Genomic DNA, 15,932 nt, shown 5'->3' with positions numbered 1-15,932 from the left:
ACTATGTATCTGACAGTTCTGGATCCGTAAACTATTTACGCTTCCGAGTGGTCTTTGTTTTCCTTTTTAAGCTGGTCAGAAAGGATCTTCTCCGTTCTCAGTTTTCTGATTGCCAGATTGAGCTCATTTCCGAACAGCAGCAGATAAACATTTACGTTGATCCAGATCATCAGCAGGATCATACTTCCAATGGATCCGTACAAAACGTTGTAACGGGCAATATTTTTAACATACAGCGCAAACAGGTAGGTAGTAAGGACAAATAAGACTGTCGTTAAAATAGCCCCCGGGACAGCCTGCCTGAAACGGGTAATCTTCACCGTTCCCAACCAGTAAAACATCGCCAGAAGGATAAAATAAAACAAAGGGAAAGAAACAAACCCGATGATTTTGGAGAGGTTTTTTACCAGCCAGGAAATGTCATAGGATGGGGTAAACAGCTTCAGCACCACCTCAGAATAGTAAATCCCGAAAATGGCAAGGAACACAATAGTGATAAAGCCGATGGTGATAAAAAACGATAGGATGAACTCTTTTACATCTGGGAGTTTCTCTTCCGAATTTTCATTGAATCCATTGATGAGGGAAAAGGTTCCATTCGTGGCAAATACCAGGGCCAGGATGATTGTAAAGTTGCTGAGCCCTTTCATGTTCGGAATAATGCTGTCTTCGATATACCCTTTGACATCACTTTCCATATTGGTAGGAATAATGTTATGCAGCAGGACTTCAAAAATATAAAACTGAAGCTTATCGTAATGCGGCATATAAGGCAATACCGATAACAGGAACAGGATCATGGGAAAAAGACTTATGGTAAAGCTCCAGGAAATAGCCGCTGCCTTACGCCCTATTTTATCTTTGAATATCCCTGTAAAGTAAATCCTGAACATTTCCAGAAGGGATATCCCCAGAAGAGGGATATGGATGCTGTCGAAAAAGTCTTGAATTTTCAAGATAAATTTAGGAAGTTTTATACCCATAAAGTATATTTGCGCTTAGCAAATATAAGAAATGCAGATTAATTTACTTTGCATCGGCAAAACAGACGATAAAGAGATTACGTCACTCATCAGTTATTACCTTAAGCGGCTGCCGAAACACTGGAATTTCGACATCATTGAAATCCCCGATGTGAAAAATGCACGCAACCTGTCCCCGGAACTCCTCAAAAAGGAAGAAGCCCGGCTTTTCCTCTCCCATACGGATAAAAATGACCTGATCGTTCTCCTGGATGAAAAGGGGAAACAATACACAAGCAGGGAGTGGGCGCAGAAGATAGATTCGTGGATGGGTTCTTCCATAAAAAAAATCCATATCCTGATCGGAGGTGCTTACGGATTTTCAGAAGAAATCTATAGCAGGGCCAATGAAAAGATTTCCCTCTCTAAAATGACTTTTACCCATCAGATGATCCGCCTGTTTATTGTGGAACAAATCTACAGGGCAGATCAGATCCTGCAAGGAAAACCGTATCATAATGATTGATGTACAGTGTACAGTGTACAGTGTACAATGTATAATGTATCTAGGATATTAAAAAGGCTGTCTCACTATTGTAAGGCAGCCTTTATTTATGTTTTGAAAGCTTAGAAACAGTTTATATTCTCCTACTTGGATTTCGCAGCGCATTTAGCATAATAGTCTGCAAGGACTGCTTTCTCATAGCCCAGGCTTACAGCCTTATCAAGTGTTGTGCAGGCTTCTTTAGGCTTAGCCGTATCAAACAGAATCATGGCTTTGGTCACATAAGACTGTGCAAACTTAGGATCTATGGCAATAGCTTTATTAATATCCGTAAGCGCTTCCTTAGACTTTTTCATCTTAAGATAGATGTCCGCTCTTCCGTTGTAAAGCAGAGATTCAGGTTTTTCGGAAATCAGCTGGTTATAATCTTTTAATGCGCCTTCAAGATCTCCATTGTTTTTTTTGAGATTAGCCAGTCCGGTCCTGGCATAAATATTATCAGGCGCGAAACTTAACACCTGGTTGAGGTCTTTCATCGCAAGATCTTTCTTTCCCTGGCTATCGTAAATCTTTGACCGGGTAAGGTACATGTCGGCATTTTCCGGATCTACTTTCAGTCCCTGGCTGATGTATTGCAACGCTTTCTCTTTACTTCCTTTCTGGCTGTTCAATGACGCTAGATTGGCATATACCGATGCAGACATAGGATTTGCTTTCAACGCATATTCATAGGATTTAAAGGCCTGGGTAATTTTACCGAGCCTTCTCTGCGCAGTTCCGAGATTGTTATAATATTCCGACTGGAGTTTCTGGATGTGTTCCTTTTCAGCCAATTGGGTATACTGCTGTTCGGCACACTGATAATCTGCCTTTTTGAAACATTCCTCTGCCTGCTTGGCATCCTGTGCAAAGCCATACCAAGAAATGCATAAGAAGGCTAAAGATAATAGATGTTTTTTCATTCGGTTATTTTTTGTTTGTGGATTACTTTTTTGGCCAGTGCAGCAAAAGCACCTCCCAATAAAATTCCAACAAACGCCCCCACCAAAATATCTATCGGGAAATGCACACCTAAATAAATTCGGCTGTAAGCGACTGCCGCTGCCCATACAAATATAGCATAAGGAAACCATTTAAGTTTCTTTCTCAATAAAATACTTAAATAGGTCGCAAGAAAAAATGTATTGGAGGCGTGCGCGGAATAGAAACCATACTGCCCACCGCATTTCACAATTCTCATATGGTGCTCCAGAGAAGGGTCATGGCAGGGCCTTAGCCTGGCCACACCGTATTTAAAAACTCCGGCAAGCTGATCTGATACCACAGTACCGATCGCTACAAAAACAAGGATGAAAACCAGAGCTCTCAGCTTGTAATTTTTATACAGGAAATAAAGGAATATAATGTATAATGGAACCCAGACCCATGTTCCGGAAATCATCATCCAAAACTGGTCAAAAGACGAGTTTCCCAGATTATTGAGAAATAAAAAGACTTTTTTGTCTTCCTGAATAATCTCTTCCATGGGTTATCTGCTTACGGGGCCTTCATGCGTCTCATCTTCTGAAGGTTTAGGCTTTTCCGGCTCAGCAGTTACCGGTATATCACTTACCGTACTTTTCTGAAGCTCGTGCATAGGATTATACTCTTTCGCAGCGTCTTTTACCTTTTCGATTTCGCGCTTGATCTCGGAAACAGGATTATCCGTTTCCTTCATGATTTCGGTTTTGATATCTTCCACAGCACCACGCATTTTTCTTACCCCTGCCCCAAGGTCACGCGCAATCTGCGGGAGCTTATCAGGCCCGAATAAGACTACGATTGCAATGGCAATTAGTGCCATTTCTCCAAAACTTAGTTCCATGAAGTAAAATTACAAAAGATTATACATATAATGTACTTAATCTTAAATTTTAAAGAAATTTTAAGACCGGTAGGTATCCTGTTCGTATTCAATGCTACAGCTATGCATACCATGCAGACTGAATTTATTCTATTTTCTTCTCAATTCCATTGGTTTTCCTGAAAGCATAATAGGTCATCACCACACTTACAGCCATCAGGATAAACGCAAGAAAGAACGGTGCCCCCGAAAATTTAAATGGTGCATCTTCGTGTGTAAAATAGTAGAACAGATTCGTCATCAGTGGCGGACCGATAATGGAGGTAGCACTCATCAGGCTGGTCAGCGCCCCCTGCAATTCCCCCTGCTCATTGGACGGAACGCTTTTAGTAATGACAGACTGAAGGGCCGGACCACAGATACCACCCAGACAGTATGGAATCAGAAACACAAACATCATCCATCCCTGTGAAGCAAATGCAAACAGCAGCATCCCGATCGCATAGAGAATAAGTCCGTAATAGATGCTTTTCTGTTCACCTAGTTTTGGTGTTGTCCACCGGATCAGCACTCCCTGTACAAGCCCTACCAGAAGGCCAACTACGCCGAGTGAAATTCCCACCATCCGCTCTGTCCAGTTGAACTTATACATGGCAAAAAAGTTCCAGTTGCTCTGTACGGCATGTCCTGCAATATAGATCAGGATCAGTGCGGCAATCAGTCCCGAAATTTCAGGATGCTTACCCAGGAATCTAAATGAACCTACAGGATTAGCCCTTTTCCAGCTGAATTCTCTTCTCTTGTCCTTATCTAGACTTTCAGGAAGGATGAAATACCCATACAGAAAGTTGAGCAGGCATAATCCCGCTGCTGCATAAAACGGTACCCTTGCACCATAATGGCCAAGCAGTCCGCCGATCACAGGCCCGATAATGAACCCAAGGCCAAAGGCAGCACCAATAAGCCCGAAATTTTTAGCCCGGTCTTCATCCGTAGAAATATCAGCAATATAGGCACTCGCAGTCGTAACGCTTGCTCCGGTAATCCCGGCAATCACCCTTCCGAGGAAGAGCCACCCGATGGTGGGAGCCAGTGCGAGGAATATATAGTCTACAGCAAACCCGAACAGGGATATCAGAATAATTGGCCTGCGCCCGTATTTATCGCTCAGGTTTCCTACAACCGGTGAAAATACGAACTGGGTGAATGCATAGGCGAAACCAAGCCAGCCTCCATACTTGGCAGCTTCGCTGATGTCGCTGTGGATCAGTTCCTCAATCAGTTTGGGAACAACAGGAATGATGATTCCCCAGCCGGTAATATCAATCAGTAAAGTAATAAATATGAAGCCGATAGCCGCTTTTTTCTTTGTGTTTTCCATAATGGTGCAAAAATAATGATTTTGGGGATATGAGAAATAAGTTATGAGTAGAAGTTAAGAGTTTTACAATCTGGCAAACTTCAGATATTCAAATGAGAACTGAAATAGAGGTTTATCACCCAATCTATCATCTATAATCTATAATCTATAATCAAAAAAAACAGACCACCTTTTCAGGCAGTCTGTCTTATCTTATTTATTGTAGTTCTTATTTTGAAGCAAGGACTTCTTTACTGGTTGTTGATTTACCGTGTACTTCATCTTCTTTTCCTGTTTTAAGGAAATCGTAGGCTATAGCCGAAGCGATGAAGATGGATGAATAGGTACCGAACGCAATACCGATCAGCATGGCAAACATAAATCCTCTCAGGTTGTCTCCACCAAAGATGAAGATGGCCAGGATAACAAGGATCGTTGTAAATGAAGTATTGAAGGTTCTTCCCAGTGTACTGGAAATGGAATCGTCAAACAGCCCTGCCAGCGTCAGTGACTTTTTCTCTTTCAGGTATTCACGGATACGGTCAAAGATGATTACCGTATCGTTGATGGAATATCCTAATACCGTAAGGATCGCCGCAACGAAATCCTGGTTGATTTCCATGTTGAACGGCATAAATTTATGAAGCAGTGAATAAGCACCCAGGATAATAACCGCATCGTGGAACAATGCTGCTACGGCACCTAAGGAGAACTGCCATTTTCTGAATCGTACAAGAATGTAGATAAAGATTCCGGCTAATGCTGCAACAACTGCCAGGATACCGTGTTTCTGAATATCGTCCGCTACTGTAGGTCCCACTTTTTCGGAAGAAATGATACCTGCATGGTCTTTATCAGCAGATTTGAAATCAGCAAGAGTCATATTAGCCGGTAAGCTGGACTTTAAGCCTGTGAACAATTTCTGCTCTACAGTCTGGTCAGCTTTCAGAGATTCATCCCCGATCAGGTAATCGGTAGAGATTTTCAGCTGCTTATCGTTTCCGAAAGTCTTGGCTTCCACAGAAGAGTTTTTACCGTCTTCAGTCTGGAACACCTTCACCAGGTTACCTTCAATATCCTCCGCATTAACAGCTTTATCGAATCTTACCACGTAATTTCTTCCTCCTGTGAAGTCGATACCGTATTTAAATCCGTGTATAGCGATCGAAGCGATACTTACTACGGTTAAAACCGCAGAAATGATGTAGGCATATTTTCTTTTCCCGATAAAATCGATCCAGGTATTTCTGAACATATTTTTCGTAGGAGCCGTCCAAACAGAAAGATGTTTTCCTTTGTCCAGCCTGGAGAAGATCATTACTCTGGAAATCAATACTGACGTAAAGAATGTCATTAAGATACCGATACCCAGTGTAAGGGCAAATCCTTTAATAGGTCCTGTTCCGAAAAGGAAAAGAACACCGGCCGTTAATAATGTAGTTAAGTGACCATCAACAATAGCATTTAAAGCGTGTTTGAAACCGTCTTTATAAGCTTCGAGAATACTTTTTCCTGCGAAAAGTTCTTCTTTGGTTCTTTCATAAATAATTACGTTCGTATCTACTGCCATAGCCATGGTTAATACGATACCTGCAATACCAGGAAGCGTAAGGGTAGCATCTACGGAATCCATGATCCCGAAAATGTAGAACAAGTTGATCATCATGGCAATAACCGCATATACTCCGGCACCGCCATAATAGAAGATAATGTAGGCAATAATGATTAAGAAAGCGATGGCAAAGGACATCATCCCCGCATCAATCGACTCCTGCCCGAGTGACGGACCTACCTGAGTCGCCTGAACAACTTTCGCTCCTGCCGGAAGTTTACCGGCACCCAGAACGTCTACCAGTTCCTTAGCTTCCTCCTGTGAGAAGTTACCGGAGATCTGGGTTCTACCGTTCGGGATGGCATTCACTACATTCGGAGCAGTATACACTCTGTTATCCAGAGTTACCGCAACCGGTTTGCCAACGTTTTTCTCGGTAAGGGTTTTCCACTCTTTGGCTCCCTTGGAATCCATCTGCATGTCTACCACTACCCTTCCCAGCTCATCATAGCTGATGTTGGCACTTTCAACTGCACCGTCTACCGGGGCTTTCTGATTGATATTACTTCTGATGGCATACAAAACCAGGCTTTCAGGATCGTTAGCTTCAGGTTTGTATCCCCACATGAATTGTGTATATTTAATATTGGCCGGACGTAAAGACTGGGCTACTTTGCTGTTCAGAATCTTGTTCACAACAGCAGTATCAGACAGTTTCACATTGGCTACACCATTGGTTCTCAGTTTATCGATATGCAAGAGGTTCATGAAGTTGGTGTTTTTTGCAACCCCCATAGAATCCGCTTTGGCAGCAACTATCGTACCCAGAGTCTGGAAATAAGGTGCCACCTCAGGAACTTGCTGTACTTCCCAGAACTGAAGTTTAGCGGAAGTCTGAAGCATTTTCTTCACTTTGTCGATATCTTTCATCCCCGGCATTTCCACAGAAATCCTGGCAGTACCCGGAACTCTCTGAACGTTAGGCTGCACAGCACCCATCTTATCGATCCTTGTTCTGATCACCTCAAAAGCGGTTCCTACAGAAAGATCGATCCTTCTTTTGATGATGCTCTTTACCTGATCATCGGTGGTGTTGTACTTGATCTCGGAAAGATTCGTATTTCCGAAAAGCTCAGGATCAGCCAGTTTCAGGTTGGTCCCTTTTGCCTTGTTGATCGCATCGAACTGCTCGAAAAAGTTGTCGATATACGATTTGGTGGAATTTTTCTGCACTTCATCTGTCTTATTCAAAGCCTCGATCAGTACAGGATTGGTAGAATAATTGGTTAAATCATTCACTAAGTCTCTCTGATTGATTTCAAGAAGAACGTTGATCCCTCCTTTAAGGTCAAGACCCAGTTTCATTTCCTTGTCTTTCGCTTTGGTGTAATACAGTTGGGTAAACCCTAAGTTTAGCGTATCCTTAGAAAGCTTTGCAATCTCTTTCTGATACTTTTCCGGATTGTCTCCTGCGACAGCAGCTGCCTGCCTTTCAATTTTGCTCGCGTACCAGGTGGGTAACAGCTCATTTAAGCAAATTAGCCCCAGTACAATAGCAACAATTGTAATAAGTCCTTTTCCTTGCATTTTGTTATAAACTACGTTAAATTAAGTCGGCAAATATAATGATTTTCTTGATAGTTTATGAATTTTTAACAGCAGAAATGGTTTATTTCCAGATATATCGGCCTTTTCACCTGTATTAGATATTTATTAAATATTCCGCTGTATTTTCACCGATTTTTCAATTTCACTTGGTATGGATTTTTCATACTTATTTTCAAACCATTAAATATCAAAATATTATGAAAAAACTACTTTTTGCGGGGAGCGTATTTTGTTCTCTAATTTTTAACGCGCAGACCATCAATCTGCAGGAGTTTGCGACAGGGCTCACCAGTCCCGTGGAGATCGCCCACGCTAACGACAGCCGCCTTTTCGTGGTACAGCAGAATGGAATTATTAAAATCATACAGCCCAGCGGAGCAATTAATGCCGCTAATTTCCTTAACATCAGCTCGAAGGTCACTTATGGGGGCGAGAGAGGGCTTTTGGGACTGGCATTTCATCCGCAGTATTCTACAAACGGATATTTTTTCGTGTATTATAACGATACTTCCGGCAACCTTACCGTATCCAGGTTTACGGTAAGCGCTTCTGACCCCAATGTTGCTGATCCTTCAACGGAAAAAATACTGCTCAACATTCCAAAGCCATTCGATAACCATAACGGAGGCAGCATCCATTTCGGTTCTGACGGCTATTTGTGGATCGTTACCGGCGACGGGGGCAATGGTGGAGATCCTAACAACAATGCCCAGAACAAGAATTCTTTGCTGGGGAAAATGCTCAGGATCGATGTCAATACCAATACCGCGCCTTATAACATACCCTCAAATAATCCTTTTGTAGGCGTGGACGGTGCCGATGAAGTCTGGGCTTACGGGCTCAGGAATGCCTGGAAATTTTCTTTTGACCCGGTAACCGGTAATGCCCTGATTGCGGACGTAGGACAGGGCCAGATTGAAGAGATCAACAGGGTTCCGGTAACTCAGGCAGGCATAAACTACGGCTGGAGGTGTTATGAAGGAAACAATGCTTATAATACTTCCGGTTGTGCGGCTGCATCCACCATGACTTTCCCGGTGGCGGTGTATGATCATTCCGGAAACAGATGCTCTATTACCGGAGGATATGTATACCGCGGATCTGCTTACCCTGCCCTGAGCGGAAAATATATCTTTGCCGATTACTGTTCTACTCAGATCGGCATGCTGAATGCTGATAATACCATTACCTGGACACCGGCTTTCAGCGGAAATAATTTTTCAACGTTCGGGATCAACAATCAGAATGAACTTTTTGTGGCAGCGGTAAACAACGGAAAAATCTACAGGATTACCACCGGAACATTGGCAACCCAGGAAAATGAGGGGTTTGCAACACCGGTAAGGCTATACCCTATTCCGGCCTCCGAAAAAATATTTATTGACGGTTTTTACGGAACCGATATGACCGCAGATATTAAAACAACCGAAGGAAGAAAGGTGCTGGATTCTGCAAAGGTCGAAAGTGACTATAGTGTTAATATCACCGGCATCCCGGCAGGAACTTACTTCATCAATATCAAATCCGGGGACCTCAGATCATACAGCCAGAAGATCATCATCAAATAGCTTTATTTTTTAATACTTTCATGCACGTCCCGGCTGTAAACGGCCGGGACCTGTTTATTCAGATAGAATACCGCTGCCAGCATAGGCAGGTCAATGATCAGCCTCACAGGAAGGGAAAAACGTTCGCTTTGACCATCGAACAGGAAATTCGGAATCAGCGTGATCAGCAAAAACGCAACCGTAAAAAAAACAGTTTCGGCAATAGTCAATCTCCTCTTGTCTGCCGGCTGTGTCCTGAGTTGGGAACCTGTGATATAAAACCCCAGGAACAGGACCATAAACGGAAACGCCCATATCCTGAAGGTATCCCAAGCAATGGCATGCAGCAGCAGCGGGACAACGGAAACAGCCAAAATGAAAATGAAAATTGAGATGTAATCTTTTTTCATGATCTTAAACAACATCAGCATCATAAAAAGGATCGGCAGTCCGTACCAGACGCTGCACCGGGAAACGAATATACGCTGAAAAAAATGTTTGCTTTCATCAGCAAAATAATAACTGAAGCTCTTGGTGTAGGCAGAGGCCACGGAATCGGCATATTTTGGTGTAATAAATCCTGTGTGGATCAGGTACTGGTGGATCAGCGGATAGAGGTTTCGTTCGTTGGATTCCTGAAACGCATATACTGAAATAAGCGTTAAAACAGGCAAAACAGAAAACAGCACAATCCTTTTTATAGCTCCGCTGTTCCGCAAATGCAGAAAGGATAGCTTTTCACCCGAAAGAAAAGGTATCAACAGCGCGAGAACGCTTATCGGAAACATGATAAAAAAAGAGATCTCATGAACCAGGATGCTTACTGAAGCCAGAAGCGACGGTAGAAAAACCTGTTTTTTCCCGATGAGATAAAGGATCAGAACTGCCATCAGAAAAACCACATGGTCCAAATATCCTATAAGGTGTGCTGAAAAAACCATGTACTGTGATAAGAAAAATATAAGGCAGAACGCAACACTGTACATGCTGCAGTTCTGCCTGTAGGTTTCTTTTACGGCAATCAGAACTATACAGAGGTATAAAAGCCCGAGAATCACGGCTGAAAGAATTCCGATACTGGATTCATTCTTTGTAAAAAACAATCCGAAAGTTTCTCCGGCCAATCCTCTTTTAATAAATCCAAACCGGTAATCCAGCATCCAGTGTGCTACCGCCCATTGATTTGGAAGGCGTAGGGTTTTCAATACGCTGAATGCAAGGGCATACAGGTACAGCAGCGGGATAAGGACCTTCCTGCTCATATAACCTAGATGGTCATCGAGAAAATTCTCGTCTCCGGCTTGTTCCTCATCATCCTGAGGTCAAAAACCATGGCAACGTTTCTGGTGAATGCCCTTCCTTTTTCAGTAATTTTTATCTGATGGTCATGGAGTTCAACCAGTTCATCTCGTTCCATCTCTTTAAGCATGTCCAGTGCATTGCTCAGCTCAGGGAAAGCATTCTGCAGGTCCCAGGAAGTCTCCAGCTGACACATCAGGTTCAGGATATGCCTTCTTATGACCAGGTCTTCCTCATTCAGGATATGGCCTTTAACAACAGGGATCTTACCCTGTTCTACCATAGCCTGGTATTCTTCAACGGTTTTCACATTCTGGGCAAAGGCATACCAAGAGTCTGAGATCGCTGACATTCCAAGGCCTACCATCAGCTGGGTCTTGCTGGAAGTATACCCCATGAAGTTCCGGTGAAGGTTTTTATGGATAAGTGACTGGTACAGATCGTCATGCTCAAGGGCAAAATGGTCCATTCCCACCTCTATGTATCCCAGTTCCTGCAATAAACGTTTACCATCTTCATACAGCCTTCGTTTCTCTTCTCCGCTAGGAAGATCGTTTTCATCAAATCCTCTCTGTCCCACACCTTTTACCCAGGGAACGTGTGCATAAGAATAAAATGCCAGCCGGTCCGGTTTAAGCTCCATTGTTTTGCGGATGGTGTATTCCATCGCATCCCAGTGCTGGTGAGGCAAGCCAAAAACAAGATCGTGGCTGATGCCTGTATACCCTATTTCGCGTGCCCATTCTGTCACCTGCTTTACATTTTCAAAAGGCTGTATCCTGTTGATGGCCTTCTGAACTTTAAGGTCATAATCCTGTACCCCGAAGCTCACTCTTCTGAACCCCAGATCATATAAAGTCTGAAGATGGTCTCTTGTGGTATTGTTGGGGTGTCCTTCAAAAGAAAATTCAGGATGGTCTACTATATCAACGCCGGCAAAGATCCCCTCCAGCAATGTTTTCAAATTCTTAGGGGAAAAGAAGGTTGGTGTTCCTCCTCCCAGGTGCAGTTCTTTCAGCTTCGGTTTCTCATTAAAAAGATTCAGGTAAAGCTTCCACTCTTTCAACACGCTTTCCAGATAAGGAATTTCCACGCTGTGCTGCTTGGTGATTCTTTTGTGACAGGCACAGAACGTACACAAAGCCTCGCAGAAAGGCAGGTGGATATAGATGGAAATGCCTTCCTCCGCATTGCTTTCCCGGAATGACCTGATCACCGTTTCTTCCCATTGCTGAGGCGAGAAACTGCTTTCATCCCAATACGGAACCGTAGGATAAGAAGTATAACGGGGCCCGGGAATATTATATTTATCTATTAAAGAATTCATTGTAAGTTAAAATTTAAATCCCGTTTAAACGCATACGGAATTCTATTCTGCAAAATTAACCATTACTGATGAATTTTAAATGGTGAAATGCCGGAGACTTCATTGAAAAAGTAAAATATCATGATTTGCTGTTATGATTAAGGATATCTCAATAATACAAAACCCTTTCAGAAGTCTTATCCTGAAAGGGTTTTGGAATTAAAGTTCTACCACTCGGCGGCTAAGGGCGTTGCTCAAAACTGATCAAAAGCCTGTGAAGCTCTTCGGCAAAGTTTTTCCCGAGATCAATATATCCGGCACTGTCATAATGCCATGGATCATTACCATAGTTGTATTTTTTGGTGGTACGGACAATGGCAGCATGCCTGTCTGTGGATGCAAATTTTTCCTGTGCATACTGTACCAGCTCACCCATCGGCCATACTTTTCCGGCTTCGTTTTTTCCTGAATCTGAAATTTTTCCAATGACTACGGGCAGATCATCGGTCAGTAAAGCAGCCCTCATCTGGTTCATCAGCGTTTTAAGGTGCATGTAATAGCGGCCTGCGATTTCTTCGGTATAACTGGCATCGCCTTCGCCCTGCATCCAAACTATGCCGGAAGGAATTATTTCATCTTTCTTCCCGTCTTTATCAATATCCGTTTCGGACAGTGCATTTTTTAATGTTTTTATAAAATGGTCATACTGATTGAGTCCGTTTTTACCTTCAAAATCAGCATCCCAGCATCCGAAACCAGCCGCCGCAAGACTGTCTATGGACGTGCCTTCACGGGCGTATTTAATCAGGGCTATCTTTTCGCCCGGGAAAAGTTCTTTCATCTTTTTAGCAAAAGACAACTCCGGCCCGAACCGGTCTGAAAGCGTATTGGTTTTACCGTCTGTCTTGAAACCTGTGCCATTACCAGGCCTAAGTACGTCCCACTTACCTCTTCCTCCGCCGGAATCCCCATCCGGAACGGAGCTGCCCTGAAAGATATACACATCTTTAAAGGTCTTCAGATCTTCCGGAAGGTCTTTATTATAGCCAAATCCATTCATATTGGATTGCCCGGCCAGAATAAAAACCCTGATTTTCTGGCTGTATAGTACCACCGGAAATATCAGTAAAAGAAAAAATGCTTTATTTCTCATAGGTATTTTTACTTAAAATTAAATATTCCGGGCGAGAAAACCTATTGCATTGATGAAGAATGAATGCTGAGGCTGGTTTAGAACCTGAGTTGCAATAATGCTATCCTATCTTTTCCGGCTAGCACTACTGTATCTTTACCGGTCCATTCGCAGACATACAAATTCTTTTCATCAGAAATTTTGGTCCAGCTCTTCCCGTAATCTGAAGAGTAGCTGATATGCCGGTCACCTACAGCAATCATCTCCTTTCCTCTTGAACCCGGCCTGATCCTCACACAGGTCATATACCCTGCATTCTTTCCTGATGCCTGGATCTGCCATGTCCTTCCTCCATCATGCGTTGTTGCGATATTGTTGATATTCGCCTCCTGTTGGGTATAATCACCACCAACTGCAACTCCGAATGCATCGTCAGCAAAGTCGATGGAATAAATTCCCTGGGAAGATGATCCCTGAATGAAAGGGGTACTGAATATTTCAGGCTGATCGTTTTTCAGGTTTATCCTGATAATCCTCGAAGATTTGCCCCCGGTGGCAATCCATATATAATTTTTTGTTGAGGATATATTGGTATTACTGGCGGCAAATGCGGCTTCACCTTCATTTAGCTTTTGATTATTCTGGAACATCTTCCATTTCCCGTTTTTGAAAACAGCTAATTTTAAGCGGTTATCCTTATCGGAATCACTCAGGGTGAAAGCCAGCTGATGATTGACAAAGTGTAAAGCATCGTAAAATGCTGTTTTTGCCGTATCCCTGAATACGACTTCATGTTTCCAGTCTTTTTTACTGATTTTAAAAAATTCAGCTGGGTTTTCGATATTGATGGTATAAAATGCGTTCTTATCCTGTCCCAGGGTACGGAACTGTAGCTTCTTATCAGACAATCTGATCTGCTTCCGTTCTTTCGGGTCTTGTAAATCTACGAACCCAAACTTAGAGTCGGTCCCGCTGTACCAGACTTTGTGATCGTAGATTTCTAAGGCACGGATGCTTATCTTATCGTTCAAAATGGTTTCAAAGCTTGTTACCTGTTGAGAAAACACAGCCATTCCTAAGAACGAACACAGAAGAGGAAAAATCTTTTTCATAGAAGGCAAAAATAAAAAATCCACAGCGTCCGCCGTGGATTTAAAAGTATGTTTTTTATAGATCTATATCTGTTTTCTGCAATGGTTCCTGTTCTGCTTTAAAAGTTTCTCCGTAGCCTACTTTATGAAGCTTGCTGTTGCTCAAACTGTATGTGAAATAGATAATCACTCCCAGGAACAGCCATGCCATTGACAAAAGCTTTGCTTCGTGGCTCAGATTCCAGATCAAATATACATTGATGCAGATTCCCAAGGTTGCGATTACAGGCAATGCAGGAACTTTAAAGTTTCTTGGCAGCTGAGGCTCTTTCTTTCTTAGGATCCATACCGCTACACAAACCATTGTGAATGCAAAAAGGGTCCCGAAACTCGTCATATCGGCCAGCTTGCTGATCGGTGTGAACGCCGCTACGGTAGCAATAACAATTCCCAGCATCATAAGGCTTTTTGCCGGTGTTTTCCTTACCGGATGTACATCGCTGAATATTTTAGGAATTAGACCGTCTTTGGACATTCCAAGGAAAATCCTGGATTGCCCCATGATCATTACCATTAACACAGAAATCAAACCTACCGTTGCAGCAATCGTAATAATATATCCAGCCCAGCCTTGTCCTGCAATTTCAAAAGCATAAGCTACCGGTGCCTTTATAGCATCCGGATATTTGCCATGAGGATCGAAATCACTGTAATTCATCATCCCCGTAAGAACCAATGAAACCAGGATGTAAAGTGCTGTACACACCAAAAGAGAAACAATAATGGCAAAAGGCACATCTTTTTTAGGATTGATGGCTTCACCAGCCTGGGTAGATACCGCATCAAAACCAATATAAGCAAAGAATATGGCAGCAGCTCCGGAAACAATTCCCTGAAAGCCGTACGCTTCTTTCATCTGGTCTCCTTCCATCACCATTCTCTGTGCAGGAACAAAAGGATCCCAGTTTGATGTATTGATAAAGAATACTCCAGCAATGATCACGAACAATACAGCAGATACTTTCATCATTACGATCAGGTTATTTGCTTTTGCAGCTTCTTTCGTCCCTTTGATCAGAAGACCGATCACTACAAGCACAATAACAAATGCCGGAAGGTTCATGGAAAATCCTGTGCCGGTATAACTTGCCGGATCTGACGTAAGATATTCCGGAAGGTGAAGACCGAACATCTTCAGCAGTTTATTGAAATATCCGGACCAGGATACGGCAACCGTCATGGATCCCATTGCGTATTCCAGAATGAGCCCCCATCCGATAATCCAGGCAAAAATCTCCCCTACCGTTCCGTAAGCATACGCATAGGCAGATCCTTCCACAGGCAATATAGAGGCAAACTCAGAATAGCAAAGCGCTGCAAAAATACAGGCAATGCCGGCAATGATGAACGAAACTGCCAATGCAGGTCCAGCATGGTAATAAGCACCAGTACCTGTCAGTACAAAAATTCCCCCTCCGATAATCGCTCCGATCCCGATCGCTGTAAGACTCCATTTACCGAGTACCCTTTTGAGCTGACTGCTTTTCATATCGTTCTCGAAAGCGCTCATGGGTTTTTTGGTCCATATTTTAGACATATTCATTTTTTTTAAAGATTTACGAAAATATAAAAATTTTAGAAATCTTAACGTTTATTGACAAAATATAAATATTATTTTTAAATTCCGAGAATTAAATCACTGTGTTTCACGATATTCAAACCATTTC

Annotated in this window: 13 protein-coding genes; 2 read left to right on the top strand and 11 right to left on the bottom strand. The window is 42.7% G+C overall.

Going from position 1 to position 15,932, the window contains the following annotated elements; genetic code table 11:
• Window positions 1–35: 35 nt before the first annotated feature.
• Entirely contained in the window at window positions 36–983 is a 948-nt protein-coding gene (locus QE404_RS04385; RefSeq protein ID WP_307447007.1) for a YihY/virulence factor BrkB family protein, read from the bottom strand.
• A gap of 31 nt (window positions 984–1,014) precedes the next feature.
• Here QE404_RS04385 and QE404_RS04380 point away from each other — a divergent pair, with 31 nt between their 5' ends.
• The gene (locus tag QE404_RS04380) at window positions 1,015–1,488 is read left to right on the top strand and encodes a 23S rRNA (pseudouridine(1915)-N(3))-methyltransferase RlmH (protein WP_307447004.1); all 474 of its coding nucleotides are present in this window, start codon (window positions 1,015–1,017) and stop codon (window positions 1,486–1,488) included.
• Window positions 1,489–1,610: 122 nt separating this feature from the next.
• Here the strand turns inward: QE404_RS04380 and QE404_RS04375 are convergent, their stop codons facing one another.
• The 5 genes from QE404_RS04375 to secD form a co-directional block, all read right to left on the bottom strand.
• Entirely contained in the window at window positions 1,611–2,429 is an 819-nt protein-coding gene (locus tag QE404_RS04375; RefSeq protein ID WP_307447001.1) for a tetratricopeptide repeat protein, read from the bottom strand.
• Window positions 2,426–2,992 carry a phosphatase PAP2 family protein gene (locus QE404_RS04370; RefSeq protein ID WP_307446998.1) on the bottom strand — a complete coding sequence of 189 codons (567 nt, stop codon included), beginning with the start codon at window positions 2,990–2,992 and terminating at the stop codon, window positions 2,426–2,428. The genes QE404_RS04375 and QE404_RS04370 overlap by 4 nt, the downstream gene beginning before the upstream one ends.
• 3 nt (window positions 2,993–2,995) lie before the next feature.
• A complete protein-coding gene (locus QE404_RS04365) occupies window positions 2,996–3,331 on the bottom strand; it encodes a Sec-independent protein translocase subunit TatA/TatB (RefSeq protein ID WP_307446996.1) in 336 nt (111 codons plus the stop codon).
• Window positions 3,332–3,455: 124 nt separating this feature from the next.
• The gene (locus QE404_RS04360; RefSeq protein ID WP_307453347.1) at window positions 3,456–4,736 is read right to left on the bottom strand and encodes a TCR/Tet family MFS transporter; all 1,281 of its coding nucleotides are present in this window, start codon (window positions 4,734–4,736) and stop codon (window positions 3,456–3,458) included.
• A gap of 163 nt (window positions 4,737–4,899) precedes the next feature.
• Window positions 4,900–7,809: a protein translocase subunit SecD gene (gene secD, locus QE404_RS04355; RefSeq protein ID WP_307446994.1), complete on the bottom strand. Its 2,910-nt coding sequence runs from the start codon at window positions 7,807–7,809 to the stop codon at window positions 4,900–4,902.
• Between the two features lie 218 nt (window positions 7,810–8,027).
• On the opposite strand from secD, the gene QE404_RS04350 reads away from it, so the two are divergent.
• Entirely contained in the window at window positions 8,028–9,398 is a 1,371-nt protein-coding gene (locus QE404_RS04350) for a PQQ-dependent sugar dehydrogenase (protein ID WP_307446990.1), read from the top strand.
• 2 nt (window positions 9,399–9,400) lie between these two features.
• On the opposite strand, the gene QE404_RS04345 is transcribed toward QE404_RS04350, so the two are convergent.
• The 5 genes from QE404_RS04345 to QE404_RS04325 form a co-directional block, all read right to left on the bottom strand.
• The gene (locus tag QE404_RS04345; protein WP_307446988.1) at window positions 9,401–10,639 is read right to left on the bottom strand and encodes a hypothetical protein; all 1,239 of its coding nucleotides are present in this window, start codon (window positions 10,637–10,639) and stop codon (window positions 9,401–9,403) included.
• Between the two features lie 5 nt (window positions 10,640–10,644).
• The gene (gene hemN / locus QE404_RS04340) at window positions 10,645–12,003 is read right to left on the bottom strand and encodes an oxygen-independent coproporphyrinogen III oxidase (protein ID WP_307446985.1); all 1,359 of its coding nucleotides are present in this window, start codon (window positions 12,001–12,003) and stop codon (window positions 10,645–10,647) included.
• A gap of 220 nt (window positions 12,004–12,223) precedes the next feature.
• Complete coding sequence (locus tag QE404_RS04335; RefSeq protein ID WP_307446983.1) at window positions 12,224–13,135, bottom strand: sialate O-acetylesterase; 912 nt, start codon at window positions 13,133–13,135, stop codon at window positions 12,224–12,226.
• Between the two features lie 77 nt (window positions 13,136–13,212).
• Window positions 13,213–14,226, bottom strand: coding sequence for a WD40/YVTN/BNR-like repeat-containing protein (locus tag QE404_RS04330; protein ID WP_307446980.1), 1,014 nt, complete (start codon window positions 14,224–14,226; stop codon window positions 13,213–13,215).
• A 55-nt stretch (window positions 14,227–14,281) separates the two neighbouring features.
• Window positions 14,282–15,802 (bottom strand): APC family permease, encoded by a 1,521-nt coding sequence (locus QE404_RS04325; RefSeq protein WP_307446977.1) that lies wholly within the window; start codon window positions 15,800–15,802, stop codon window positions 14,282–14,284.
• Window positions 15,803–15,932: the final 130 nt, after the last annotated feature.

It is taken from the genome of Chryseobacterium camelliae (genome assembly GCF_030818575.1).
GTDB lineage: Bacteria > Bacteroidota > Bacteroidia > Flavobacteriales > Weeksellaceae > Chryseobacterium > Chryseobacterium camelliae_A.
The sequence above is the reverse complement of the archived record's forward strand: the minus strand, read 5'-3'. Positions and strand labels throughout refer to the sequence as shown.

Excerpts from the sequence above, each read along its gene's own strand:
- QE404_RS04350 (WP_307446990.1), top strand. The coding sequence starts at position 8,028 with ATGAAAAAACTACTTTTTGCGGGGAGCGTATTTTGTTCTCTAATTTTT.
- hemN (WP_307446985.1), bottom strand. The coding sequence starts at position 12,003 with ATGAATTCTTTAATAGATAAATATAATATTCCCGGGCCCCGTTATACT.
- QE404_RS04345 (WP_307446988.1), bottom strand. The coding sequence starts at position 10,639 with ATGAGCAGGAAGGTCCTTATCCCGCTGCTGTACCTGTATGCCCTTGCA.
- QE404_RS04380 (WP_307447004.1), top strand. The coding sequence starts at position 1,015 with ATGCAGATTAATTTACTTTGCATCGGCAAAACAGACGATAAAGAGATT.
- QE404_RS04365 (WP_307446996.1), bottom strand. The coding sequence starts at position 3,331 with ATGGAACTAAGTTTTGGAGAAATGGCACTAATTGCCATTGCAATCGTA.
- QE404_RS04325 (WP_307446977.1), bottom strand. The coding sequence starts at position 15,802 with ATGTCTAAAATATGGACCAAAAAACCCATGAGCGCTTTCGAGAACGAT.
- QE404_RS04385 (WP_307447007.1), bottom strand. The coding sequence starts at position 983 with ATGGGTATAAAACTTCCTAAATTTATCTTGAAAATTCAAGACTTTTTC.
- QE404_RS04330 (WP_307446980.1), bottom strand. The coding sequence starts at position 14,226 with ATGAAAAAGATTTTTCCTCTTCTGTGTTCGTTCTTAGGAATGGCTGTG.
- secD (WP_307446994.1), bottom strand. The coding sequence starts at position 7,809 with ATGCAAGGAAAAGGACTTATTACAATTGTTGCTATTGTACTGGGGCTA.
- QE404_RS04375 (WP_307447001.1), bottom strand. The coding sequence starts at position 2,429 with ATGAAAAAACATCTATTATCTTTAGCCTTCTTATGCATTTCTTGGTAT.
- QE404_RS04335 (WP_307446983.1), bottom strand. The coding sequence starts at position 13,135 with ATGAGAAATAAAGCATTTTTTCTTTTACTGATATTTCCGGTGGTACTA.
- QE404_RS04370 (WP_307446998.1), bottom strand. The coding sequence starts at position 2,992 with ATGGAAGAGATTATTCAGGAAGACAAAAAAGTCTTTTTATTTCTCAAT.